The 22,298-nt window shown below is 67.0% G+C and carries 24 protein-coding genes; 14 read left to right on the top strand and 10 right to left on the bottom strand.

All coding sequences use genetic code 11. From position 1 onward, the window contains the following. Positions 1–31: 31 nt before the first annotated feature. Positions 32–1,147, top strand: a complete 1,116-nt coding sequence (locus FB478_RS20100; protein ID WP_018769649.1) for an FUSC family protein — start codon at positions 32–34, stop codon at positions 1,145–1,147. Here the strand turns inward: FB478_RS20100 and FB478_RS20095 are convergent. Next, on the bottom strand, positions 1,115–1,888 hold the full coding sequence (locus tag FB478_RS20095; protein WP_018769648.1) for an SDR family oxidoreductase: 774 nt from the start codon (positions 1,886–1,888) through the stop codon (positions 1,115–1,117). The two genes, FB478_RS20100 and FB478_RS20095, sit on opposite strands and share 33 nt — an antisense overlap. Before the next feature lie 164 nt (positions 1,889–2,052). On the opposite strand from FB478_RS20095, the gene FB478_RS20090 reads away from it, so the two are divergent. Further along, on the top strand, positions 2,053–2,376 hold the full coding sequence (locus tag FB478_RS20090; protein WP_144601428.1) for a hypothetical protein: 324 nt from the start codon (positions 2,053–2,055) through the stop codon (positions 2,374–2,376). 6 nt (positions 2,377–2,382) lie between these two features. Here the strand turns inward: FB478_RS20090 and FB478_RS20085 are convergent, their stop codons facing one another. The 7 genes from FB478_RS20085 to FB478_RS20055 all read right to left on the bottom strand — a co-directional run bounded on the left by FB478_RS20085 (position 2,383) and on the right by FB478_RS20055 (position 9,544). Continuing rightward, positions 2,383–2,712 carry a GNAT family N-acetyltransferase gene (locus FB478_RS20085; protein ID WP_018769646.1) on the bottom strand — a complete coding sequence of 110 codons (330 nt, stop codon included), beginning with the start codon at positions 2,710–2,712 and terminating at the stop codon, positions 2,383–2,385. Between the two features lie 15 nt (positions 2,713–2,727). Further along, the gene (locus FB478_RS20080; RefSeq protein WP_056391053.1) at positions 2,728–4,068 is read right to left on the bottom strand and encodes an acyltransferase; all 1,341 of its coding nucleotides are present in this window, start codon (positions 4,066–4,068) and stop codon (positions 2,728–2,730) included. An 89-nt stretch (positions 4,069–4,157) separates the two neighbouring features. Continuing rightward, positions 4,158–4,562 (bottom strand): DUF1304 domain-containing protein, encoded by a 405-nt coding sequence (locus FB478_RS20075; protein ID WP_144601427.1) that lies wholly within the window; start codon positions 4,560–4,562, stop codon positions 4,158–4,160. A 59-nt stretch (positions 4,563–4,621) separates the two neighbouring features. After that, positions 4,622–5,485: a class II fructose-bisphosphate aldolase gene (locus FB478_RS20070; protein WP_144601426.1), complete on the bottom strand. Its 864-nt coding sequence runs from the start codon at positions 5,483–5,485 to the stop codon at positions 4,622–4,624. After that, positions 5,485–6,951 carry a GntP family transporter gene (locus FB478_RS20065; RefSeq protein ID WP_134166059.1) on the bottom strand — a complete coding sequence of 489 codons (1,467 nt, stop codon included), beginning with the start codon at positions 6,949–6,951 and terminating at the stop codon, positions 5,485–5,487. The genes FB478_RS20070 and FB478_RS20065 overlap by 1 nt, the downstream gene beginning before the upstream one ends. 163 nt (positions 6,952–7,114) lie before the next feature. Then, positions 7,115–8,014: an NAD(P)-dependent oxidoreductase gene (locus FB478_RS20060; protein WP_018769641.1), complete on the bottom strand. Its 900-nt coding sequence runs from the start codon at positions 8,012–8,014 to the stop codon at positions 7,115–7,117. A gap of 51 nt (positions 8,015–8,065) precedes the next feature. After that, positions 8,066–9,544: a four-carbon acid sugar kinase family protein gene (locus FB478_RS20055; RefSeq protein ID WP_134166058.1), complete on the bottom strand. Its 1,479-nt coding sequence runs from the start codon at positions 9,542–9,544 to the stop codon at positions 8,066–8,068. A 174-nt stretch (positions 9,545–9,718) separates the two neighbouring features. On the opposite strand from FB478_RS20055, the gene FB478_RS20050 reads away from it, so the two are divergent. Beyond that, complete coding sequence (locus FB478_RS20050) at positions 9,719–10,423, top strand: FadR/GntR family transcriptional regulator (RefSeq protein WP_018769639.1); 705 nt, start codon at positions 9,719–9,721, stop codon at positions 10,421–10,423. Between the two features lie 97 nt (positions 10,424–10,520). Then, positions 10,521–10,733: a dodecin gene (locus FB478_RS20045; RefSeq protein ID WP_018769638.1), complete on the top strand. Its 213-nt coding sequence runs from the start codon at positions 10,521–10,523 to the stop codon at positions 10,731–10,733. A gap of 82 nt (positions 10,734–10,815) precedes the next feature. Here the strand turns inward: FB478_RS20045 and FB478_RS20040 are convergent, their stop codons facing one another. Beyond that, on the bottom strand, positions 10,816–11,022 hold the full coding sequence (locus FB478_RS20040; RefSeq protein WP_018769637.1) for a hypothetical protein: 207 nt from the start codon (positions 11,020–11,022) through the stop codon (positions 10,816–10,818). Positions 11,023–11,162: 140 nt separating this feature from the next. Beyond that, the gene (locus tag FB478_RS20035) at positions 11,163–12,062 is read right to left on the bottom strand and encodes a helix-turn-helix transcriptional regulator (RefSeq protein ID WP_026265828.1); all 900 of its coding nucleotides are present in this window, start codon (positions 12,060–12,062) and stop codon (positions 11,163–11,165) included. A 212-nt stretch (positions 12,063–12,274) separates the two neighbouring features. Between FB478_RS20035 and FB478_RS20030 the strand changes: the two genes are divergently transcribed. The 10 genes from FB478_RS20030 (at position 12,275) to FB478_RS19985 (ending at position 21,927) form a co-directional block, all read left to right on the top strand. Next, the gene (locus tag FB478_RS20030; protein ID WP_018769635.1) at positions 12,275–13,108 is read left to right on the top strand and encodes an aldo/keto reductase; all 834 of its coding nucleotides are present in this window, start codon (positions 12,275–12,277) and stop codon (positions 13,106–13,108) included. Between the two features lie 49 nt (positions 13,109–13,157). Then, positions 13,158–14,129, top strand: coding sequence for an aldo/keto reductase (locus FB478_RS20025; protein WP_056391073.1), 972 nt, complete (start codon positions 13,158–13,160; stop codon positions 14,127–14,129). Next, positions 14,123–15,145 (top strand): SDR family oxidoreductase, encoded by a 1,023-nt coding sequence (locus FB478_RS20020; RefSeq protein ID WP_134166056.1) that lies wholly within the window; start codon positions 14,123–14,125, stop codon positions 15,143–15,145. The genes FB478_RS20025 and FB478_RS20020 overlap by 7 nt, the downstream gene beginning before the upstream one ends. An 80-nt stretch (positions 15,146–15,225) precedes the next feature. After that, positions 15,226–15,936: a TetR/AcrR family transcriptional regulator gene (locus FB478_RS20015; RefSeq protein ID WP_166673153.1), complete on the top strand. Its 711-nt coding sequence runs from the start codon at positions 15,226–15,228 to the stop codon at positions 15,934–15,936. A gap of 118 nt (positions 15,937–16,054) precedes the next feature. Then, on the top strand, positions 16,055–17,311 hold the full coding sequence (locus tag FB478_RS20010) for an acyl-CoA dehydrogenase family protein (protein ID WP_144601425.1): 1,257 nt from the start codon (positions 16,055–16,057) through the stop codon (positions 17,309–17,311). A gap of 31 nt (positions 17,312–17,342) precedes the next feature. After that, positions 17,343–18,539, top strand: a complete 1,197-nt coding sequence (locus FB478_RS20005; protein ID WP_056391084.1) for an acetyl-CoA C-acetyltransferase — start codon at positions 17,343–17,345, stop codon at positions 18,537–18,539. A 23-nt stretch (positions 18,540–18,562) separates the two neighbouring features. Beyond that, on the top strand, positions 18,563–20,119 hold the full coding sequence (locus FB478_RS20000; RefSeq protein ID WP_144601447.1) for a long-chain fatty acid--CoA ligase: 1,557 nt from the start codon (positions 18,563–18,565) through the stop codon (positions 20,117–20,119). Between the two features lie 35 nt (positions 20,120–20,154). Next, on the top strand, positions 20,155–20,988 hold the full coding sequence (locus FB478_RS19995; RefSeq protein ID WP_018769628.1) for an aldo/keto reductase: 834 nt from the start codon (positions 20,155–20,157) through the stop codon (positions 20,986–20,988). Positions 20,989–21,120: 132 nt separating this feature from the next. After that, positions 21,121–21,387 (top strand): GlsB/YeaQ/YmgE family stress response membrane protein, encoded by a 267-nt coding sequence (locus FB478_RS19990; RefSeq protein ID WP_018769627.1) that lies wholly within the window; start codon positions 21,121–21,123, stop codon positions 21,385–21,387. Positions 21,388–21,513: 126 nt separating this feature from the next. Then, positions 21,514–21,927, top strand: coding sequence for a hypothetical protein (locus FB478_RS19985; protein WP_056391090.1), 414 nt, complete (start codon positions 21,514–21,516; stop codon positions 21,925–21,927). Positions 21,928–22,298 lie beyond the last annotated feature (371 nt).

Below are 22,298 nucleotides of genomic sequence, written 5' to 3'. Positions count from 1 at the left end.
GCAGGACAACAGGACAGGACAGGTCGGGAAAATGAAGCGCGTCATGGAACAGGTCCGCGCGCTGCACCGGCTTGAACCTGCCAACAACGACCATCTTGCCGCCCTGCGCGTGGCCCTCAGCGTGGCGGTCCCGTCGCTGCTCCTGCTGGCCGCGGGCCGGACCGACCTCATGATCTACGCCGTGTTCGGCGCATTGACCGGCATGTACGGCCGGTCAGAACCCCACCAGCTGCGGCTCCGGCATCAGGGCCAGGCCGCCCTGGTGCTGCTCACCGGGGTAGCCGTGGGGGTGACGCTGTCCATCAACCACATCCACTCTTGGTGGCTGGTGGCGGTGGAAGCCACGCTGGCTGGAGTGGGCTCGGTGTACTCGGACCGTGTACACCTGAAACCGAACGGGCCCTTCTTCGGCATCCTTGCCCTGGGTGCCTGCGCCTCCGTTCCCACCACAGTCCCCTGGTACGCCGCCATACTCATCGCGGGCGGGTCCGCGCTCTTCTCCATACTGATCGGCTTCAGCGGCTGGATGCGCCGGAGGGCCTGGAAACCCGGCGCCACCAGGAGCGTGCCGGCCCGCTCGTCGGCGGGACGGCGCGAGCTGGCCGTCCACGCTGCCAGGTACGTCCTGGCCGTCGGTGCTGCCGGGACCGTGGGGGTCATCAGCGGCAGCGGCCACCCGCACTGGGCCATGGCCGCAGCCGCCGTACCGCTCGCCGGCGCAGACCTGCCCAGCAGCGTCCGGCGCGGTGTCCACCGCATCGTGGGGACGTTCCTTGGCCTGGCGGTTACCGCCGTCGTCATTCTTCCGGGCCCCTGGGCGCTCGCTGCGCTCTACCCCGCCTTTGAGGAGCCGGCGCACCACGCCACGGTGCTGGCCCTGCTGGTCATCCTCTTCCAGTTCGCCACCGAGCTGTTCATGACCCGGCACTATGGCTTGGCGATGGTCTGGTTCACGCCGGTGATTCTGCTGATGACCCAGCTGGCCTTCCCTGCCGAACCGCAGGTCCTGATCCTTGAGCGAGCGGTGGAAACGCTGGTGGGCGCACTGCTGGGGATCCTGGTGGTGGTGGCTGTCCGCCGCCCCGGCGCCCGCACGCCTGCCGCGTTCCCGGCGCTACTTCGGTTTCCGCGCCGGCCCCGCCATTAGCCGCGCCGGAGCAACCTTGGCCACCGCTGCCACCACCTTGTAGCGCTTGGACGGGATGGACACGGCCTTGCCGCGCTCGTTGTCCGCCAGCCCTTCACGGACCACCCGATCCGCCCGCAGCCACGTCCAGGACGGGGCCACGGACTTGTCCATCCCCATCCGGTCGTGGAACTCGGTGTGGGTGAAGCCGGGGCAGACCGCCGTGACCTTGATGCCCCGGCTGCGGTAAGCCAGGTTGGCCCACCGGCTGAAGCTCACCAGCCAGGCCTTGGCCGCCGAATACGTGCCGCGCGGCAGGAACGCCGCCACGCTGGCCACGTTGATGATCCTGCCCTGCCCGCGCTCCAGCATGCCTTTGAGCGCCGCATGTGTCAGCACCATGGCCGTTTCCGTGTGCAGCTTCAGGTGCTTCTTCTCCTCTGCCGCGTGGTTGTCCTCGAAGTTGTGCAGCAGGCCGATCCCTGCGTTGTTCACCAGGATTCCCACCGGGCGGCTGGTGTCTTCCAGGCGTTCGACGACGGCGGCAACGTCGTCATCGTCCGTCAGGTCTGCGGGAAGCACCTCAGCCGTGATTCCGTACCGGCGACGGAGGTCCTCTGCTGTTTCCGCCAGCCGGGACGCGTTGCGCGCCACCAGGACCAGGTCATGCCCCTGGGCGGCAAGCTGCCTGGCGAATTCGTGGCCGAGCCCGGCGCTGGCCCCGGTGACGAGTGCTGTGGTTCGGGAGGTGGTAGGCGTCATGCTGCAAGCCTAACCACGGGATGGACAACCACTGTATGGGCGGCCCTGACTTGTGCATTATTTAGTAAGCATGCTTTGCTTATGGCGTAGATGAACCTCCGCAAGCAGTTCGCGGCGGGGCTGCCAACGCCGGCGGTTCCGTGAAAAGCCCAAGGAAGAACATAATGACCACCGCACCGGAAAACCAGCTGACGGCGTTTGGGGAACGCAGCGAGGCAGCTGGGCAGCTCTTGGCCACCACCGTACCCGTGGACGCTGGGCTGCTCATGACCCTGAATTCCCGCATGCACTGCCGTATGCCGATGCAGCGCGTAGACCATGCGGAGATGTCGGTCCGGGAGCCCGTTTACGTCGACGGGAACTCCATCGTTGCCCTGGGGCCCGGGTCCGTCCCGGAGAGCGTAGTCACCTACCGGTGCGCCTGCGGCTTCACCATCGACGATCCCGGCGCCGCCATGCCCGTCACCGACCAGGCCCTGGCCAGCTAGTTCCGCTCAGCGTTCCGGCCAGTCGACGAATTGGCCGTAGCCTTCGTGCTTGCGGAGGTAGCTGGAGATGAACGGGCAGTGCGGAATGATGCGCTTCCCGGTGGCCACCACGTCGTCCAGGGCAAAATGCGCCAGGACCTTGCCAAGGCCCTGGCCTTCAAACTCCTCGCCGGTCTCGGTGTGGGTGAAGTCGATGTGCCCGGGAAGGTCGCGGAAGAAGGCCTTGACAGCCAGCCTTCCATCCACCAGAAGCTCATACCGGTGCTCGGCGTCGTTGCGCTGCAGCGAGACATTGGCGGTGAAGGTGTCCTCCGTGGACGCGGTGTTCTCGGTCATGGTTCGACACTGGCACTACTTCACGCCGCTGGCAATGCCCCGTGGGCCCCTCTTCCCCGGACCCCGCTTCCGGCCCCCGGGGACGGCTCTCCGCCGCCGCAGCGGCAAACCGCCCAGCAGGAGGATCGCCACGGCGAAACACACGGTACCCGCTGCCAGCAGGCCCAGTGAGAGGCCGTTGAGGGCGGCGTCCGCCACGGGAATAAAGACCACCACGACGGCGGCCCCGGCGGCGGCGGGCCTGCAGCGGAAGGCCTGGGGCGCCGTCGTCCGTTCCTCCAGGCGGCCAAAGGCTGCGGTCGCCGGCAGGAGCAGGAGGACCAGCGCAAGGACCACCAGCGGGCGCGACCACCACCATCCAGCGGTACCGGACGACGGTTTGGGGACCGGCGTCAGGAGCAGCAACCCGGACATGGCGCCCAACAGGGGCAGGTGCCACAGGTAGACCGTCAGCGACCTGGCACCCGCCAGCTGCAGGAGCCGGGCGATCCAGCGGATCCCGGCGAGGGGTGCCAGGACGGGCCGCGCCAGTTCCATCACCGCCAGCTGGGAAACGCCCAGGATCACCAGGGTCAGGTTGGGCGGGTTGAGGTTGACCAGCATGTTGCCGCGGTACAGGCCCAGCCCCGTCACCAGTCCCAGCAGCAGATGTGCCGCCACCGCGACGCCCACAAGTCCGGAGCGGGAGAGCGGTGCCAGGTAGCCATCGGCGGCCAGGAAACCCAGCTGCTGTACGGCGCACCACACGAACACCAGGTTGACATTGGCAAGGTCCGGCAACGCCCCCCTGAAGCAGTCCACGGCAACCACCAGGCCGGCCAGCAGCGCAAGGGTCAGCCAGGGCGCGCGGTGGTGGAGCGCCGCCAGGACTGGAATGTTCAACTGCGCCGCGAGGTAGGCTGCCAGGAACCACAACGGCATGCCCGCCCCGGTGGCCACGAGTTGGACCACCTGCCGGTCCACGCCCAGCGCGGCTGCCGCGGACAGGCCCGCCACCATGGTTGCCAGCAGCGCCGTGGCCGGGCGGAGCAGCCGCAGGAGGCGCGCACGGATGAACTGGGCCGCCGTCCCGCCGCCTGCCTTGAGCCGGCGCCAGGATTGCAGGCCCGTGATGCCGCCGGTGACGAAGAACAGGGGCATCACCATGAAGATCCAGATGACGGGCTCGAACCAGTCCTGCTCGGCCAGGGTGTTCTCGGTGGTCACGGTCCCATCAGGGTGCAGGACCGGGCTGACCATCATGGAGTGCCCCACCACCACCAGGACCAGGCAGACCAGGCGGACAAGGTCGATGGCCGGATCACGGTCTGCCGTGTCCGTTCCGGTTACTGTCCCCCGCGTCCCGGCGCTTCCCATGGGGGCCTATAAGGACTTGACGCTGCCCATGCCACCATTGTGCCCCCGGCGGCCGCGCGGATTTAAGGACTTAAGCCGGTTGTGGATCCTTACTGCAGCGTTGCCAGGAGTCCCAGCACGACGGCGACCAACGGTGTGGTGCCCTGCGTCAGGGCGGCGCGGAGGTACTTTCGCCCGGTCAAGGCCAGGACGGCGGCCGCCAGCAGCATGGAGCCGCAGCAGCTGAAGATGAGCGTCCACCCTGCCACGTCCTGCGCCGATCCCGGGCCGCCAAGCGCCACGAGTCCTATGCCGATGAATGCCCCGATGGCCAGGAACAGGTTGTAGAAGCCCTGGTTGTAGGCCATGCGCCTGGTGGTCTCGGCATCGGACTGGGAGGCCAGGCCGAAGCGCTTCCAGGTGGCAGGACGTGTCCAGGTCAGCGACTCCATGGTGAAGATGAAGACGTGCAGCGCGCCGGCGAGGAAGGCAAAAAGAAGGGAGGCCAGGACCATTGCTTGATCCTAGCCTCCCTGTGGGGTCCGCCAATCCAGCGGCGGCGCCTGCTGCGACGTCAGCGTGCCAGCGTGGCCAGCGTGGTGGCGGCAAAGCCCTTGGCCGACCGGTTCCAGATGGCCAGCAGGCCCTGCAGGTTCTCGCCGTCCGCGCGGTGGGCGGGAAGCTGGTCCTGGAGGGTGGCCAGCACCCCGGTCCGGAGCTCGGTGTTGAAGTTGACCTTGCCCACGTTCATGGCCGCAGCCTTGACGAGCTCCCCGGAGGGGATGCCGGAGGCGCCGTGCAGGACCAGCGGAATGTGGACCCGCGCCGCGATGTCCTGCAGCACGTCCCAGCGCAGCCGCGGCTCACCCTTGTACTTGCCGTGGACATTTCCAACGGCCACTGCCAGCAGTTCCGCACCGGTGCGGGCTACGAAGTCCTCCACCTGCGCCGAGTCCGTCAGTCCTGCCACGTCCACGCCGGACTGGCCGGCCGGCTGCTCGGCCGAGAAGGCACGGTCCTCGTCGCCTGCAAGGCCGCCCAGTTCCGCTTCCAGCACCACGTCGGCGCCCAGCAGGGCCCGGGCCGCCCGGACAAGTGAGATGTTCTCCTCATACGGAAGTGATGAACCGTCGGCGAGGACGGAATCCGCCCCTGCCGCGACGGCGTCGGCCATGACCTTGAGGTCGGAGGCGTGGTCGAGCTGCACCGCGACAGGCACCGCGGCAGCGTCGGCCAGGCCGCGCAGCGCCGCGATGAGCCGGAGTCCGTTTGCGGTGGCGGCGGTTTTGGGTGCCACCAGCAGGATTACGCCCCGGCCGGATTCCTCTGCGGCGCCCACCACGGCCAGCGCGGTGGTGAAGTCGTAGCAGGTGAAAGCGGGTACCGCGGAACCCTGCTGCAGGGCGGAGGTGACCAGGTGGTCCAGTCGGGTCTGCATCAGGCGCCCAGTCCTCCCACCAGGATCCAGGCCACAAAGGTCAGCGCGAAGCCGGCCAGGCCCAGGATGGTGGTCAGCACGGTCCAGGTCTTCAGGCCGTCGGAAACGGTGAGCCCGTAGTAGCGGACCACAACCCAGAAGCCGGCGTCCGTCACGTGGGACAGGCCCAGGGCGCCGAAGCCGATGGCGATCACGATCACGGCGATCTGCGCCGGGCTGTAGCCGCCGCCGCTGACCGCTGCGGACAGCAGGCCGGTGGTGGTCACGATGGCCACCGTGGCTGAACCCTGGGCCGCACGCAGCGCCAGCGAAATGATGAAGCCAAGGAGCAGCAGGGGTACGCCCAGGGTGTCCAGGGTCTTGGAGAGCGCCGAACCGATACCTGAAACCTGCAGCACGTTGCCGAACACGCCGCCGGCGGCCACCACCATCAGGATGGAGGCGATGGGAGGCAGGGAGCCTTCGAAGATTTCGCCGGTTTCCTTGAAGGACCAGCCGCGGCGGACGGCCAGCAGGAAGAAAGACAGCGCTACTGCCACCAGCAGCGCCAGGAAGGGGTTGCCAACGAAGGCCGCCAGGCCATACAGGGGGTGGGACTTGGGGAGGATGAGGGTGCCGGCGGTACCCAGGAGGATCTGCACGATGGGCGCGGCAATCAGGAAGATGATCAGGGCCGGCCGGGGAGGTGCGATGGCGGCGGCACCGGGGCCGTCGTGGCCCACCTTGACCAGCGAGTCGGAGCCGAACTCCTCCACCTGGGCCTTGACGGCGGGCAGCAATTCGTAATCCTTGCGGTTCATGATGGCGGCAACCCAGTAGGACAGGAACCCCAGCGGGATGCAGATCAGCAGGGAGATCAGGGCGATGAGTCCGATGTCGGCACCGAGCACGCCCGCACCGGCCACAATCCCGGGGTGCGGCGGGACTGCCACATGGATAGCGAGCATGATGCCGGCCATGGGCAGGCCGAACTTGACCGGGTGGACCTTGGCGATCTTCGCGAACGCGTACACGATGGGCACCAGCACGATGATGCCGACTTCGAAGAAGACGGGGATGGCCACCAGGAAGCCGACGGCGGTGAGCGCTACGGCCACCCGCCTGGCGCCCAGCTTGCGGGTGAAGTGGTCCGCAAGGGACTGGACGCCGCCGGACACCTCGATCATCCGGCCCAGCACGGCGCCAAGCGCAATCAGGATGGCCACCTTGCCCATGGTGCTGCCCACGCCGCCGGACACCACCGTGAAGATGTCCTGCAGCGGGATGGTGGCAGCCACGGCAACCAGGATGCTGACGGTAAGCAGGGCCACGAAGGCCTGGATCTTGAAGCGGATGATCATCACCAGCAGGATGGCAATGCCCACCGCCGCGATGGTGAGCAGTACCGGGGTGCCCAGCTCAACGGCGGGCTTGATGGCCGGGGCGTCGGCCGCCCGCTGTATCAGCGGGGTCATGAGGTGGTTCACGGGAAAATGTCTCCTTTGACGTGCCGTCCGGGGCAGACGGGCATCAGGTCTTACGGCGGGGATGGAACGCTGCGGAACAAAGCCGGCAGCGCTGGGAGGTACGACGACGGCGGAGGGGGGACCGCCGTCGTCGCACCGTTTGAGGGCCTACTGCCGGGTAGGCCTACTTGGTGCGCTTGGTGGGCGCAACGACCTTGATGACGGCGGAGTCATCGGCGGCGGCGAGTCCCTGGGCCTGGCCCAGGAGGTAGAGCTGCTCGGCGGCGGCGGCAACGGGGGCTGCCAGGCCGGCGGCACGGGTGGCCTTGCCCACGATGCCCATGTCCTTGACGAAGATGTCCAGGCGGGACAGGACCTCGGCGCCGTCCTCGTCGTAGGCCTCAAGGATGCGGGGGCCGCGGTTGGAGAGCATGAAGGAACCTGCGGCACCGGCTTCCAGGGCGGCGAGGGTCTTGGCCTGGTCCAGTCCCAGCGCGTCGGCCAGGGCCAGGGCCTCGGCCGCAGCGGCGATGTGCACGCCGCACAGGAGCTGGTTGACGGTCTTCAGGGCCTGGCCGTCGCCGGGGTTGTCGCCCACCACCGTGAGCGTGGAGGCCAGCAGGTCCAGGGCCGGGGCGGCCTTCTCGCGGGCTTCGGGGGAAGCGCCCACGACGATCAACAGGTCACCTTCGCCGGCGCGTTTGGGTCCGCCGGACAGCGGGGCGTCCACCAGGTCCACGCCGTATTCGGCCAGCTTGGCCACGGTGGCGGGAATGGCGTCCGTGCCCACGGTGCTGCCGAGGATCACGACGGCGCCCGGCTCGAGAACGGAGGCCACGCCGTTCTCGCCGAAGAGGACGTCGTTGAGCTGTTCGCCGTTGCGGACGGCCAGGAGGACTGCGTTGGCGCCCTTGGCGGCTTCGCGTGCCGTGGTGAAGGTGGCGATGCCGGCTTCTTCCGCCAACTTGAGGCGGGGCTCGGCGATGTCGAAGCCGTGGACGGTCAGCTGGGATGCCAGGCGGGTGGCCATGGGCAGGCCCATGGCGCCAAGGCCCAGGACGGTGACGGTGTAATTGCTGGTCATGGTGTTCTCCATTGAATTCTTGCGGGAATCAGGGTTCGTGCCGGGTGGGGATCAGAAGGTGTTGCTGAGTTTGCGGGTGACCTGGGCCAGGGAGTCGTCGTCGCCAACGTTGCCGGCGAACACGATGTACGGGATGCCCTTGGCAGGTCCGTCCACCGGTTCCCAGAGGCTGACGATGCCGGGCAGCATGGGGCCGCGGACAATGGCGTGGCGGATTTCCAGGCCGTGGGCCGCGACGTCGGAGGAGGTGATGCCGCCCTTGGCGATGACGAACCGCGGAGGGAAGGTCTTCAGGGTCCGGTTGACCACGTCCACGACGGCGGCGGAGACGGTCCGGGCGATCCGCAGGCTCTCGGCGGGGTCGTCCGTCTTGATGAGCAGGCGGCTGGTGTGGACGATGACGTCACCGGCGCGGAGGGCGTCGACGACGGCGTCCACCGTCTGGTCCAGGTGCGCCTTGGCGTCCGGTTCGGCGCCGAGGAGCTTTTCGACGTCGATCTCGATGATGCGCGCGGAGCTGTGCTGGGCCGTGAGGACGTTCAGCTGCCGGGTGGTGAGGCCAACATGCGAGCCCACCACGATCAGGCCGCCCGCCTCTGACGGGGTGTTGCCGGCATAGGCCTCTTCGGCCGTGAGCGCGGTGCGGATTTCCTGGCCGATGCGGCCGCGGACGAATGGGGGGCCGACGCGGTAGAGGAGGTTCTTGCCGCGGCGTTCCGCTTCTTCAAGGCCCAGGGCCAGTGCCCGGAAGTCGTTCTCGGTGACGATGTCGGCCACGATGGGCGTGGAGTCGGTGGCCGGCTCGATGGCATCGGCAATGGCCTTGGCGGAGATGGCCGGGTCCTGCGCGGCGGCGCCTGCACGGATGATGTTCAGGTCCAGGACGATCACGGAGTCTGCGGGGAACCTGCCCTGCGACTTTTCCGCCACGTAGTCGGCCATGACGGATGTGCTGAAGCCGAAGGAGGCGTCCCTGGCGAACTCGGTCTCGGAGACGGGGACCAGGGTGCCCTTGGCGTCACCGGTGCCGCGCATGTAGTGGACGCCGCCGATGGTGAGCCGGCCGGCGTCGGGGAATGCGGGAACCAGGACAACGCCGTCGGTCGTTTCCCCGCTCACGGCGGCAACAGTGGCTGCGATGACGTCCGGTTCCAGCGGGTAGTGGCCCCGGAGGGTGGAGTCGCTGCGGCTGACGAAGCCCAGGCGCAGGCCGGAACCTGCTGCTGCCAGGGCGTTCCGGACCACTTCGCCGTTGCGGGCCGCGGCCTCTGCCGGGTCGAGGCTGCGGGTGTTTGTGAGGACGTAGACGGCGGGCTTGTCCTGGCCGAAGGCCCAGGTGAAGTCCTCCACGTCCCAGCGGGTGAGAACGGGCAGGTCCGCCACGGACTGCGTGCCGGTGGGGTCGTCGTCGAGCACTACCAGGACACGGGGAACCTCCGCGTTGGAAGCGGCCAGCGCGCCGGCAACCAGCCCGGCGGGGATCTCCATGTCAGCCGGGTAGGCGGCCAGAACGTCTGCTTCAAGCGTCACAGTGCACTCCGTTGTGTAGCGATCCGGGCGGACGGATCCTGATGTAAGGGTAACTGTAAGATGTCTGACATCTTGCATTTGAATGTTAGTGTGGCACACGGCATACGGACGCGCAAGTACACTTGTCTGACATATCCGCCAGGCGTCGGCCGGGCACAGGGATCGGGGGGCAACATGGCACGGAAGTCACTGGTAGGCGTGGTGGCGGACGAACTGCTGGACCGCATCATCGAAGGCGAGTTTCCACCCGGTTCCACCGTTCCCGGCGAGCACGAACTGAGTGCCCGCCACGAGGTCAGCCGAATGACCGTCCGCGAAGCCATGAAGACGCTGCAGGCCCAACGCATCCTGAGCGTGGAGCGGGGCCGGGGAACATTCGTCAACCCGTTGAGCCGCTGGGCTTCGCTGGAAGCCGTGCTCCGGGCCGCGTCCGAGGGCAAAAATGATGCAGACGCCTCCATCCAGCTCATCGAACTCCGCCGGATGCTCGAAACGGGAGCCTGCGAGCTTGCGGCCGGACGGATCGCCGAGGAGGACATCAAGGCCCTCTTCAACTACATCGCGGCAATGAAGGCCGCCCACAGCATCAACGACGTCGCGGCCTTCGTGGAGGCAGACCTGGCCTTCCATGACGTCATCCTGCACGCATCCGGGAACGTCTTCGTATCGGTCCTGTTCGAGCCGCTGCACCGCGTGCTGGAAAAGCGCCGGACTGAGACCTCTGCCGTTCCGGCAATCCAGGAGCACGCCATCGGCCATCACCAGAACATTGCCGAGGCCCTGGAGTCCCGCGATGCAGCCCGGTCACGCCAGGCCATGGACGCCCACATGCAGCAAACCCTCGACGACCTGAAGCAACTGGTGCTGGAAGCCAAGTAGCCGGCGCGCGGACAGGGTCTGTTCAACGCTCCCGCAGTCCCACTAGGCTTCAGGGACGGCCCGCAACCGGGAGCAACGATGATCACGAGGAGCGAAGTTGTCCAACCACACGTACAGCATTTCTGAAATTGTCGGCACCTCCACCCAGGGCGTGGATGACGCCGTCCGCAACGGTATTGCCAAGGCATCCCAGACCCTGCGGAACCTTGACTGGTTTGAGGTCAAGGAGGTCCGCGGCCACCTGGAGGACGGGAAGATCGCAGACTGGCAGGTCACCATCAAGATTGGCTTCCGCCTGGAAGAGCACTGACTTAAGCAACTGACCCGCAGCCATCGTCGCAAAACCTGGTTTTAACGACGGTGACTGCGGGTCAGTTCTGCTTTAAGGCGCCCTAGTTCGCTGTGCCCTGGCTGCGCCGCCGCCAGACTGTTGGGACGCCGTCGAACGCGGGGAAAACGTGGCCCTCAAAGAAGGACAGGACCGTGTGCGGATCGAGGTCCGGGCTCCAAAGACCCGAAACCGGGCAGTGCGAACCGGTGGCGGTGGAAGCGGCGCCGGCGGACGCCTGGCGCTCCTTCAGCAGGGCGATGCGTTTCATCGTTGAGACCATCCTGGGTGTGAAGACTGGGCAGGGAAAACGTGTACTCCCACCCTAGGAAACGCCTGGTCAACGGCCAATGGGCGGCTGGCCAGAATCACCGCCCTTCGCTGGACGAATGTACAGGAGCACGGCGGCTTTCAGCCCGCTTCTCCGCTTTCGCCCACCGCCGCGGGGTCGCGGCCCGGGCGGACGTCCGTCCCCGCGCCAAGGCTGCCCAGCAGGGCAAGGGCGTCCGACGACGGCGATCCCGGCCGCGCGGAGTACACCCGCAGCGTCTGGTCAGGATCCTCCGGCAGGACAAGGTTTTCGAAGTTCAGCTCCAGGTCCCCTACCGCGGGATGGTGCAGCCGGACGGTGCCGGCCGAGCGGGTGGCCACCCGGTGCCCGGCCCACCACTGGCGGAAGTGTTCACTGTGGACCGCGAGCTCGCCCACCAGGTGGCTGGCCTGGGGGTCGTTGGGGTGCCGTCCCACGTCCAGCCGAAGGGATCCCGTGGCCTCCGCCGCGACCGTCTTCCAGTCCCTGAACAGTTCCCGGGCTGCGGGGTCCAGGATGGTCCAGCGGGTGAGGTTCCGCTCCGCGGGCGGCAGTGCCGGGAAGTCCGTGAACAACAGGAAGGCCATCCGGTTGCCTGCAAGGACATCGCTGCGCCGGCCCAGCACCATCGCGGGCACCTCCCCCACGGCGTCGAGGAGCTGGCGCAGCGCCGGGCGGACACCCTGCGCAGTGTTCGCGCCGGGTTCGCGGGGAGCGCCGGCGCAGTTCTCCAGCAGGTCCAGCATGTGCGCGTGTTCGCTGCTGTCCAGGCGCAGCGCCCTGCCCACTGCATCCAGGACCGTCCGCGAGGGGTGGATGTTCCGCCCCTGCTCCAGCCGCACGTAATAGTCGGTGCTGACGCCGGCAAGCCGCGCCACCTCCTCCCGCCGCAGCCCCGGAACCCTTCGGGCCCCGGTGCTGGGACCCGTTCCGGCAACGTCCGGGCTCAACCGGGACCGCATGGCTTTGAGGAACTTTCCGAACTCCGCGCTTTGACCCATGCAGACCATTCTGCCTGCGATGACTGCCCTCCTCTACAACGAAGGTAGGACTGGCAGTCCTAGGAAAAACAGGAACAGCCTTGCCTGCTGACTTGATGGCGAAAAGTGCATAGGCTCGGGAGTGAGCCGGTGGAAACCGCTTTCTGGACGGCGTCATACCCCCGCACCACCCGGCCCTAAATCCCAGCACCAGACTTTCCAAGGAGCACACCATGTCAGAGCTGACCCCGAACCTGACCCTGAATAATGGCGTCACCATCCCGCAGCTTGGCTTCGGCGTCTTCCAGGTCCCTCCGGAGGACACCCAGCGGACCGTGGAGGACGCGCTGGAAGCGGGCTACCGCCACATTGACACCGCCGCGGCCTACCGCAACGAGGCAGGGGTGGGGGCGGCACTTGCCGCCACCGGGATAGCACGTGAGGACATCTTCGTCACCACCAAACTCCGCAACGGCGAGCAGGGCCGGGCGCAGGAAGCGTTCCAGAACAGCCGCAAGGCACTGGGCCTGGACTTCATCGACCTCTACCTCATCCACTGGCCGGTCCCCTCACAGGGGCTCTTCGTCCAGGCCTGGAAGGAGATGGAGCGGTTGTACGAGAACAAGGAAATCCGCGCCATCGGCGTCTCCAACTTCCTCTCCGACCACCTCGACACACTGCTGGAGTCGGCTGAAACCGTTCCGGCCGTCAACCAGATCGAACTGCACCCCAGCTACCAGCAGGCGGACCTCGCAGCCAAGTGCCGGGGCCTGGGCATCGCGGTGGAGGCCTACAGTCCGCTGGGGCAGGGCGGGGACCTGAACGGAAACGCCGTCACGGCAATCGCCAATGCCCACAACGCCACGGCAGCCCAGGTTGTGCTCGCCTGGCACCTTGCCGGCGGAAACATCGTCATTCCCAAGTCGGCGAACCCGGACAGGATCCGGGAAAACTTCGCAGCCTCGTCCCTGCAGCTTTCCCAGGACGAACTGGCCGCCATCACGGCACTGGAGTCCGGTGCCCGCATCGGGTCCGATCCCGCCGTCGCCGCCTTCACCCAGATGTAGCGTCCGGCAACCCAGCCGCCGGAACGCTCCGCCACCGAAAGGATTTTCCATGCAGTACACGCACCTTGGCCGCTCCGGCCTGAAAGTTTCCCGCCTCTGCCTGGGCACCATGAACTTCGGGCCTCAGACGGAGGAAGCGGACGCCCACAGCATCATGGACTCCGCGCACGGGTCCGGCATCAACTTCTTTGACACCGCCAACGTCTACGGCGGGGCAGACCACCGCGGCTGGACCGAGGAAATTATTGGGCGCTGGTTCGCCAAGGGCGGCGAGCGCCGCGAGCACACCGTCTTGGCCACCAAGCTCTACGGCACCATGACGGACCGGCCCAATGAATCCAAGCTCTCGGCACTGAACATCCGCAGGGCCCTGGATGCGAGCCTCAAGCGGTTGCAGACCGACTACATCGACGTGTACCAGTTCCACCACATTGACCGTGACACGCCATGGGACGAGATCTGGCAGGCCATCGAAGTTGCCGTCCAGCAGGGGAAGATCCTCTACTCGGGCAGCAGCAACTTTGCCGGCTGGCACATCGCCCAGGCCCAGGAAGCAGCCCGCCGGCGGAACTACACCGGCCTGGTCAGCGAGCAGTCCATCTACAACCTGTTCATGCGCCAGGTGGAACTTGAAGTCATCCCGGCGGCACAGCAATATGGCCTCGGCTTGATCCCCTGGTCGCCCCTGCAGGGCGGGCTGCTGGGCGGTGTGCTGAAGAAGGAACGCCAGGGCGTGCGGCGGACCGAAGGACGGGCGGCCGAAACCCTGAAGAAGCACCAGGACCAGATCCGCCAGTACGAGGACTTCGCCGATGAACTGGGCCATGAGCCCGGCGACGTTGCCCTGGCGTGGCTCCTGCACCAGCCTGCCGTGACCGCCCCGATCGTCGGCCCGCGCACCCAGGAACAGCTGGACGCCGCCATCCGCGCCCTGGACGTCTCCCTCGATGACGACGCGCTCAAGCGGCTGGACGACATCTTCCCGGGACACCGCACGGCGCCGGAAGACTACGCGTGGTAACCCCGCCTGTTGCCGATACGGTGGCGCCGCGGAGCATCCTCTTCATCGGCGGCACCGGCGTCATCAGCACCGCGGCGGCGGAACGGGCCGTCGAGCTCGGCCACCGGCTGACCATCCTGAACCGGGGCCGGTCCACCCGGCCGGTCCCGGACGGGACCGAAGTGCTGCACGCGGACGTCCGGGATGCGGCGTCGGTCCGGGAGGTCCTGGGAGGCAGGGAGTTCGACGCCGTCGCGGACTTCATCTCCTACACCCCGGACCAGGCGCAAACAAGCATGGACCTGTTCCGGGAGCGGACTGGCCAGTTCGTCTTCATCAGTTCCGCCTCCGCGTACCAGAAGCCGCCCACCAGGCTGCCTATCCTGGAGTCGACGCCGTTGAAGAACCCCTTCTGGCAGTACTCCCGGGACAAGATCGCGTGCGAGGAACTGCTTTTCCGGGCCTACCGGGAGCAGGACTTCCCCCTGACAGTCATCCGGCCGTCGCATACCTACGACCGCACCAAGATCGCCATGGTGGGCGGCTGGACGGACATCCACCGGATGCGCAGCGGCCTCCCCGTCATGGTCCACGGCGACGGCACCTCGCTGTGGACGCTGACGCACAGCAAGGACTTCGCCAAGGCGTTCGTCGGGCTGCTCGGAAGGCCGCAGGCGGTGGGCGAGAGCTACACCATCACCTCTGACGAGTACCTGCCCTGGAACCAGATCTACCGGCTGTTCGCCCGGGCAGCTGGGATCCGGGAGCCGGAACTGGTGCACGTGGCGTCCGAGACCATCGCCGCCCATGACCAGGAACTCGGTTCCAACCTCCTGGGCGACCGGTCCCATTCAGTGGTCTTTGACAACACCAAGATCAAGTCCCTGGTCCCGGACTACACCGCAACCATCCCGTTCGCGGACGGGGCCCGGGAAATTGTGGACTGGTACGACAGCCACCCGGAGCTGCAGCAGGTGGACGAAGCCTATATGCAGCTTTCGGACAAGCTCACCGGCTGGTCCCGCCAGGGCGCCTGAGCCTGCGTCGCCGGTATCGCTGGGGCCGCCGCATCCAGCGGCGGGCCAGCGATGCCTGCCGGCTGTGCTAATTTCGGCGCATGACGTTGCCCCCTTCCGAACAGCCCGTCGATAAGCCTGTCGCCGCCGCCATCGCGCTCCTGGCCTCGCAGGGTTTCGATGCAACGTCCGTTGAGGAGCTTGCCGAGGCCTCGGGCATGAGCCGGAGCACGTTCTTCCGACGCTTCGGGTCAAAGGAGGACGTGGTCTTCGCCGACCACGAACGGATCCTGCGCCAGGTGAATGACCGGCTCGCGGAATCCAGGCTCGAGCCCCTGGCCGCCGTCGCGGACGCGGCACTGCTGGTCTTCGAACACCATATGCGGAACCGCGATACGTCCCGGGCCCGGTATGGACTGCTGCAGGCGGTTCCGGCCCTCAGGGACCGCGAGCTGGTCACGTCGCACCGGTACGAGCGGGCATTCCTGAAATACTTGAACGACAGGCTGCCCGACGACCAGCGGAGCGGATACAAGGCCGTGGCCTTCGCCGCAGCCGTGGTGGCCGTGCACAACGCCTTCCTGCGGCAGTGGTTGCGCGCCTCGCCCGGCGCCGGGGAAACCGACGATGGGGACCGGAAAAGGGCTGCAGCCCTCGCGGCCGAACTTCGTGCCCTCTCAGATACGTTCCGGCCTGCACTCCTTGGTGCCGCCGCCACCGCCCAACCCGCGCCGACCGTCGTCGTCACCGTTCTCCCGGGCCAGGCCGGCAGGGAGGCGATCGCCCAGGCCGTCCTCGACGCCCTTCCCTAGTCCGCTGCATCCCTCCGTGGTACCCAGTTTCTTGACGTGGAACTGAGTTTCAAGGCATCCTTAGTCGGTGTGGTGCAAGCCACATGCTTCCCGCCACTGATTTAAAGGATGCAGATTAATGACGACGACGTCGCGGACCGACGTGTCCGGCCGCACCGAAAGCCCCGCAGGCTTTCCTGCAGGCACCGTGGAGCCGGACTACTTTCTGACCGAGGCCCTCGGGACTGACCCCGCATCCGTTTTCACCCGCATCGGCGATGAGGACCGCGCGTACTGGGACCGGGCCCGCCGCTTCGTCCAGGATGAGGTCCTCCCCGTCATCGACGGCTACTGGGAACGCGGCGAGTACCCGCTGCACCTGCTCCGGCGCCTTGGCGAACTGGACCTGCTGCGGGACGGCGTGGCGGTTGATGGTTTCGCGCCGATGAGCAGCATGGCCGCCGGGCTGGTAAACATGGAGATCAGCCGCGGTGACGGCTCCGTGGCAACCATGATCGCTGTCCAGGGCGGCCTGGCCCTGCGGTCCGTGGCGGAATGCGGATCAGCCGCGCAGCGGGAGCGCTGGCTCCCGCCGATCGCCAGGTGCAGCGAGTACGCCGCTTTTGCCCTGACGGAGCCCACCCACGGCTCCGACTCGGTGGCCCTGGAAAGCACGGCGACCCGTACCGACGGTGGTTTCCTGCTCAACGGCGAAAAGAAGTGGATCGGCAACGGCTCCGTAGGTGGCGTCACCGTTGTGTGGGCCCGCGGCGACGACGGCCAGGTCCATGGCTACCTGGTCCCGCAGGACTCCCCCGGCTACACCGCCACCAAAATCGAGGGCAAGCTGGCCCTGCGCGCCATTTGGCAGGCCCATATCAGGCTGGAAAACGTCTTTGTCCCGGAAGGGAACGTCCTGCCGGGCGCCCGGACCTTCAAGGACACAGCCCGCGTCCTCCTGGCCACCCGCCTGGGCGTGGCCTGGTCCGCCGTCGGGCACGCCACCGCCTGCTACGAGACTGCCGTGCAGTACGCCAGGCAGCGCAAGCAGTTCGGGCGGCCGCTGGCCGCCTCCCAGATCGTGCAGGAACGGCTGGCCCGGATGCTCAGCGAACTGGCCACCATGCAACTGATGGTGGTGCAGATGACACGGCTGGACGACGCCGGATTACTCACCCCGGAGCAGGCGTCGCTGGCCAAGTACACCTGCACCCGGACCGCCCGGGGCATAGCGTCCAATGCGCGCGACCTGCTGGGCGGCAACGGCATCCTGCTGGAAAACCGCGTGGCCCGGCACCTGGCCGACATCGAAGCCATCCACACCTACGAAGGCACCGAGACTGTGCAGGCCCTGATCATCGGCCGGGGCATCACCGGCATGTCCGCCTTCGCCTGATCTCCGCCCCGCATCCCCGAAAGGACTGTTCTTGAACCAGAACGCCAACATCCCCGTCATCCTGGGCGGCGCCCGCACCCCGTTCGGCAGGTTCCGCGGTGGCCTCACGCCCTTCTCCTCCAGCCAGCTCGGTGCCCACGCCATCCGGGCGGCCCTGGAACGGACCGGCGTTGCCCCGGAGCAGATCGGCGCCGTCATCGTGGGGCAGGTCATCCAGGCCGGTGCCGGGCAAGGCCCAGCCCGCCAGGCCAGCCTGGCCGCCGGAATCGGCTGGGACGTTCCCACCATCACCATCAACAAGCTCTGCCTGTCCGGCCTCACGGCCGTGATCGACGCCGCCCGGATGATCCGCACCGGGGAAGCCGACTTCATTGTCGCCGCCGGCCAGGAGTCGATGACCAACGCACCGCACCTGGTCCCCGGGCTTCGCGCCGGCGTCGTGATCGGCGACGCTCCCATGCTCGACTCCCTGAACCACGACGGGCTGCAGGATCCGGTGAGCGGCAAGCTGATGGGCGAGGCCACCGACGCCGGCAACGCCGAGCGCGGGATCACCCGTGCCGGGCAGGACGCCGTGGCGGCCCGCTCCCACCAGCGCGCCGAAGCGGCCCGGGCCGCCGGGGTGCTGGCTGAGGAAATCGCCCCCATCCAGGTGCCCCAGCGGAAGGGCCCTGCCGTGACGCTTGAACACGATGAGGGCATCCGCCCGGAAACCACGGCCGAATCACTGGCGCAGCTCCGCCCTGCGTTCTCCAAGGAGGAGACGGCCACCATCACCGCCGGTTCATCGTCTCCCCTCTCCGACGGCGCCGCAGCCCTGGTCATCGCCAGCAAGGCGGCCGCCATTGCCGCAGGGCTGGAGTGGATCGCCGAGATCGGAGCACACGGCCAGACGGCGGGACCGGACGGGTCCCTGCACTCCCAGCCTGCCCGGGCCATCGAACGTGCCCTCAAGGACGAGGGGCTCACGGTCCAGGAACTGGACGTGGTGGAAATCAACGAGGCGTTCGCCTCGGTCCTCATCCAGTCCGCCAACGACCTGGGCATCGACCCCGAAGCCGTGAACGCCGAAGGCGGTGCCATCGCCCTGGGCCACCCCGTTGGCGCCTCGGGCGCACGCCTGGTGCTGCACCAGGCGCTGGCGCTGAAGCGCCGCGGCGGTGGCACCGGCGTCGTGGCCCTCTGCGGCGGCGGCGGACAGGGCGACGCCCTCATCCTCAAAGCATGACCCTCCCACCGAAGAAGCAGGCCATGACCAATACCCACTCCGCCGACGGCTTCGCCACCATCTCCGTCGCAGCCGTTCTGGCTGAATCAGCCAAAAGGACTCCGGACAGCATTGCCCTCGTCGTTGGGGAGGACCAGGTCAGCTACGCCGACCTCTGGAGCCAGACCCTGGCCTACGCCGGAGCCCTGCGGGCCCGCGGCATCGGCCCGGGAGACGCCGTCGCCGTCCTGATCCCCAACGTCCCGGACTTCGCCCGGGTGTACTACGCCATCCTGTCGCTCGGCGCCATCGTTGTCCCGGTGCATGCCCTGCTGAAGGCACGCGAAATCGAGTACGTCCTCCAGGACAGCAGTTCCAAGCTGCTGGTCTGCGCCGCTCCCCTGCTGGCGGAGGGGGCCGCCGGCGCGGCGGCCAACGGCATTGACGTGCTGACCGTGATGGCTCCCGACGACGGCGGGTTCCGCCGACTGGAAGCGGAGGCCGCCCGCACCGAGCCGATCCGGACGTATGAGCCGTGCCGCCCGTCGGATACAGCCACCATCCTGTACACCTCGGGCACCACCGGTAAACCGAAGGGCGCGCTGGGCACGCACTTCGCCCTGGTGGAACAGACCAGTGTCCTGCTGACCAGCGTGATGGACTTCCGGCCTGGCGACGTCCTCTTCGGCGGACTGCCGCTCTTCCACACCTTCGGACAGACCGTGGTCCTCAACACCGGACTGCGCGCAGGGGCCACCATCGTGCTTATGCCGCGCTTCAGCGGCGAGGACGCCCTGAAGCTGCTGGCACGGCACAACGTCAACATCTTCCTGGGCGTACCCACGATGTATGTGGCGCTCCTGGAAGCCGCCAAGACCGTGCCGGACCGGCCCACGGCGCTCCGCTACGGCATCTCCGGCGGAGCATCGCTTCCACTGGCCGTCATGGACAAGTTCCGCGACGTCTTCGGGGTGGAAATCCATGAGGGCTACGGCCTGACGGAGACCTCCCCGGTGGCGGCCTTCAACCATGTGGGCACGGCGCCGCGGCCCGGAACGATCGGGATCCCGATCTGGGGCGTCGACATCGAAATCGCCCGCCCGGAGACGGTGGAGAGCATTGAGCTGCTGCCCAACGGGGAACTCGGTGAACTCGTCATCCGCGGGCACCTGCTGATGAAGGGGTACCTGAACCGGCCGGAGGCAACGGCGGAGGCGGTGGTGGACGGCTGGTTCCGCACCGGTGACCTGGGGACGAAGGACGACGACGGGTACCTCACCATCGTGGACCGCAAGAAGGACATGATCATCCGCAACGGATACAACGTCTATCCCAGGGAAGTGGAGGAAGTCCTGCTGACCCACCCGGCTGTGGTGAGTGCTGCCGTCTACGGCATCCCCGATGACGTCCACGGGCAGGAAATCGCAGCGGCGATCGTGCTGGATGCCGGGGCAACCGTCAGCGAAACTGAGCTGATGGATTTCGCCAGCAACCAGCTCGCGGCGTACAAGTACCCTCGGGTGATCAGGATTCTTTCCGAACTCCCGCTGGGGCCCAGCGGGAAGATTTTGAAGCGGAAGCTGGCTGAGGACCCCGCCTAGGGACAGGAACGGCCGTGGGAGGGCAGACTGATGGCATGACACTTGCACCCCTCATCGACCTCAATGATGGCAACAGGATTCCGCAACTGGGGCTTGGCACCTGGCCGCTGGACGACGAACAGGTGGCTGCCGCCGTCGTACACGCCGTGGAAGCCGGCTACCGGCACATCGATACCGCCGTGAAGTACGGCAACGAACGCGGCGTGGGCAACGGCATCCGCGCCAGCGGGGTGGACCGGAGCGAACTCTTCATTACCACCAAGCTGGACGGGGAATTCCAGGGCCACGACCGCGCTGTGGCGGGCCTGGATGGATCCCTGAAGCGCCTGGGGCTGGATTATGTGGACCTGCTGCTGATCCACTGGCCGCTGCCGGGACGGGACCAGTATGTCTCCACGTGGCAGACGTTCGAACGGCTGCAGGCACAGGGGAAAGTCCGGTCCATCGGGGTGTCCAACTTCAAGCCCGCGCACCTGGAACGGCTGATGGCGGAGACTGATGTGGTTCCGGCGGTAAACCAGATCCAGCTCAGCCCCGCAATCACCCGAACCGCAGAACGTGAATTCCACGCACGCCACGGGATTGTCACGGAATCCTACAGCCCGCTTGGCGGATCGGGCGCCGGCTTATTGGGTGCTCCCATCCTTACCCAGTTGGCCGAAAAGCATGGAAAAACACCCGGCCAACTGGTCCTTCGGTGGCACATACAAAACGGATTGGTAACGATTCCCAAGACCGCTTCCCCGGAGCGGATGGCAGAGAATTTGGACGTGTTCGATTTCGCCCTGGACCCGCAGGATCTAGCGGAATTATCGATCCTCGACGAGGGCCCCGGTGCGGGCAACGACTCGGACAAAACCGGGCACTAAAACACTCCTGAACTGCTCTTTTTCCCAAAAGCGGGGTTGGCAAATAGATAGTAAGCATGATTACTATTGGGGCAGAAGGATGAAGTGCCTCCGGAACCCGGAGGCCTCCTCTAAGCAGGAAGAGAGCAACAAATGGGATTTATTGCATTTCTGATTCTCGGACTTATTGCTGGTGCGATCGCTAAGGCGATCCTCCCGGGCAGGCAGGGTGGCGGCTGGGTCATCACCTTGATCCTGGGCGTCGTTGGCGCCTTCCTCGGTGGCTGGCTGGGTGGAATGATCTTCGGCAGCGGACTGCAGGAGTTCTTCTCGATCCAGACGTGGCTGCTGGCGATCGTCGGCTCGCTGATCGTCCTTGCCATCTACGGCATGGTCACCAAGCGAAGCGCCCGCGGATAACTGTACGGGCAAGCCAGGAAGCCGGCCTGGGGACACCATCCCCAGGCCGGCTTTCTTTTTCTCCGGTATTAGGCGCCCGATACGCCGGCCGGGACTGACAACCTTCTCGCAGAGCAGGAGTTCATCGTGAAAAACAAGCTTCTTTTGGGTGTAGGCGTTGCTGTAGGTTATGTCCTCGGCTCGCGGTCAGGCCGTGCCGCCTATGACAAGCTCAAGGCCCGGGCAGCCGGCATCTGGGACAGCAAGCCGGTCCAGGACAAGGTATCCGTGGCCACCGAGGCCATCAAGGAAAAGGCTCCCGAGGTTGCGGACCAGTTGGGTGAAGCCGCACGCCGGGCAGGCACGGTCATTGGCTCTGCGATGCACCGGGAGGGCAGCTCCAGCGGAAGCCAGTCATCCGGGCCTTCCACAGGTACTCCCACCACCTCTTCCGTGGGGAGCGATGCCAACAGCCTGGGCGAAGACCACATCCCGGCCCACAGCACGCACCCGGACACCACCAACCTTGGTACGTCCGACGGGACGGGCACAAAGGCCTGATTCCCGCTTCCGCCCTCATCATTACGCATGAAAGTGCGTATGACATGGGAAGATGCGGGCTTTGTGCTACAACTGAATCGCCTTGCCGGCCGTCGCGATCCTTGGGGGACGCGGCGGCCGGCAGCGTTTAACGCGGCCTGCATTGCCGCCCTGCCGGGTTTTCCACATAGGGGTTTTGGGGGCTCTTGATTGTCGGTGGTGGCTGGCAGAGTTGGGTTATGGAGGCCATTGGGGAGCAGCTGGACGGGCCGTTCGGCGGGTTATACGGTGGGTTGCTCGGCGGGAACGCTGACGACGCCGGCAGCCGGCGGACGAGTCCGGCCCGCCTTCGCGCCGTCCCCGGCGGGGAGGGATCCGGCCCTGCCATCCTC

The organism is Arthrobacter sp. AG367, from assembly GCF_007828995.1.
In the GTDB taxonomy this organism is placed as follows: domain Bacteria; phylum Actinomycetota; class Actinomycetes; order Actinomycetales; family Micrococcaceae; genus Arthrobacter.
This window is presented reverse-complemented; position numbering and strand designations above follow the sequence as displayed.

Bases quoted from the DNA above. Each gene is read 5' to 3' on its own strand.
- FB478_RS20100 (WP_018769649.1), top strand. From the start codon at position 32: ATGAAGCGCGTCATGGAACAGGTCCGCGCGCTGCACCGGCTTGAACCT.
- FB478_RS20095 (WP_018769648.1), bottom strand. From the start codon at position 1,888: ATGACGCCTACCACCTCCCGAACCACAGCACTCGTCACCGGGGCCAGC.
- FB478_RS20090 (WP_144601428.1), top strand. From the start codon at position 2,053: ATGACCACCGCACCGGAAAACCAGCTGACGGCGTTTGGGGAACGCAGC.
- FB478_RS20085 (WP_018769646.1), bottom strand. From the start codon at position 2,712: ATGACCGAGAACACCGCGTCCACGGAGGACACCTTCACCGCCAATGTC.
- FB478_RS20080 (WP_056391053.1), bottom strand. From the start codon at position 4,068: ATGGGAAGCGCCGGGACGCGGGGGACAGTAACCGGAACGGACACGGCA.
- FB478_RS20075 (WP_144601427.1), bottom strand. From the start codon at position 4,562: ATGGTCCTGGCCTCCCTTCTTTTTGCCTTCCTCGCCGGCGCGCTGCAC.
- FB478_RS20070 (WP_144601426.1), bottom strand. From the start codon at position 5,485: ATGCAGACCCGACTGGACCACCTGGTCACCTCCGCCCTGCAGCAGGGT.
- FB478_RS20060 (WP_018769641.1), bottom strand. From the start codon at position 8,014: ATGACCAGCAATTACACCGTCACCGTCCTGGGCCTTGGCGCCATGGGC.
- FB478_RS20050 (WP_018769639.1), top strand. From the start codon at position 9,719: ATGGCACGGAAGTCACTGGTAGGCGTGGTGGCGGACGAACTGCTGGAC.
- FB478_RS20040 (WP_018769637.1), bottom strand. From the start codon at position 11,022: ATGAAACGCATCGCCCTGCTGAAGGAGCGCCAGGCGTCCGCCGGCGCC.
- FB478_RS20035 (WP_026265828.1), bottom strand. From the start codon at position 12,062: ATGGGTCAAAGCGCGGAGTTCGGAAAGTTCCTCAAAGCCATGCGGTCC.
- FB478_RS20030 (WP_018769635.1), top strand. From the start codon at position 12,275: ATGTCAGAGCTGACCCCGAACCTGACCCTGAATAATGGCGTCACCATC.
- FB478_RS20025 (WP_056391073.1), top strand. From the start codon at position 13,158: ATGCAGTACACGCACCTTGGCCGCTCCGGCCTGAAAGTTTCCCGCCTC.
- FB478_RS20015 (WP_166673153.1), top strand. From the start codon at position 15,226: ATGACGTTGCCCCCTTCCGAACAGCCCGTCGATAAGCCTGTCGCCGCC.
- FB478_RS20010 (WP_144601425.1), top strand. From the start codon at position 16,055: ATGACGACGACGTCGCGGACCGACGTGTCCGGCCGCACCGAAAGCCCC.
- FB478_RS20000 (WP_144601447.1), top strand. From the start codon at position 18,563: ATGACCAATACCCACTCCGCCGACGGCTTCGCCACCATCTCCGTCGCA.
- FB478_RS19995 (WP_018769628.1), top strand. From the start codon at position 20,155: ATGACACTTGCACCCCTCATCGACCTCAATGATGGCAACAGGATTCCG.
- FB478_RS19990 (WP_018769627.1), top strand. From the start codon at position 21,121: ATGGGATTTATTGCATTTCTGATTCTCGGACTTATTGCTGGTGCGATC.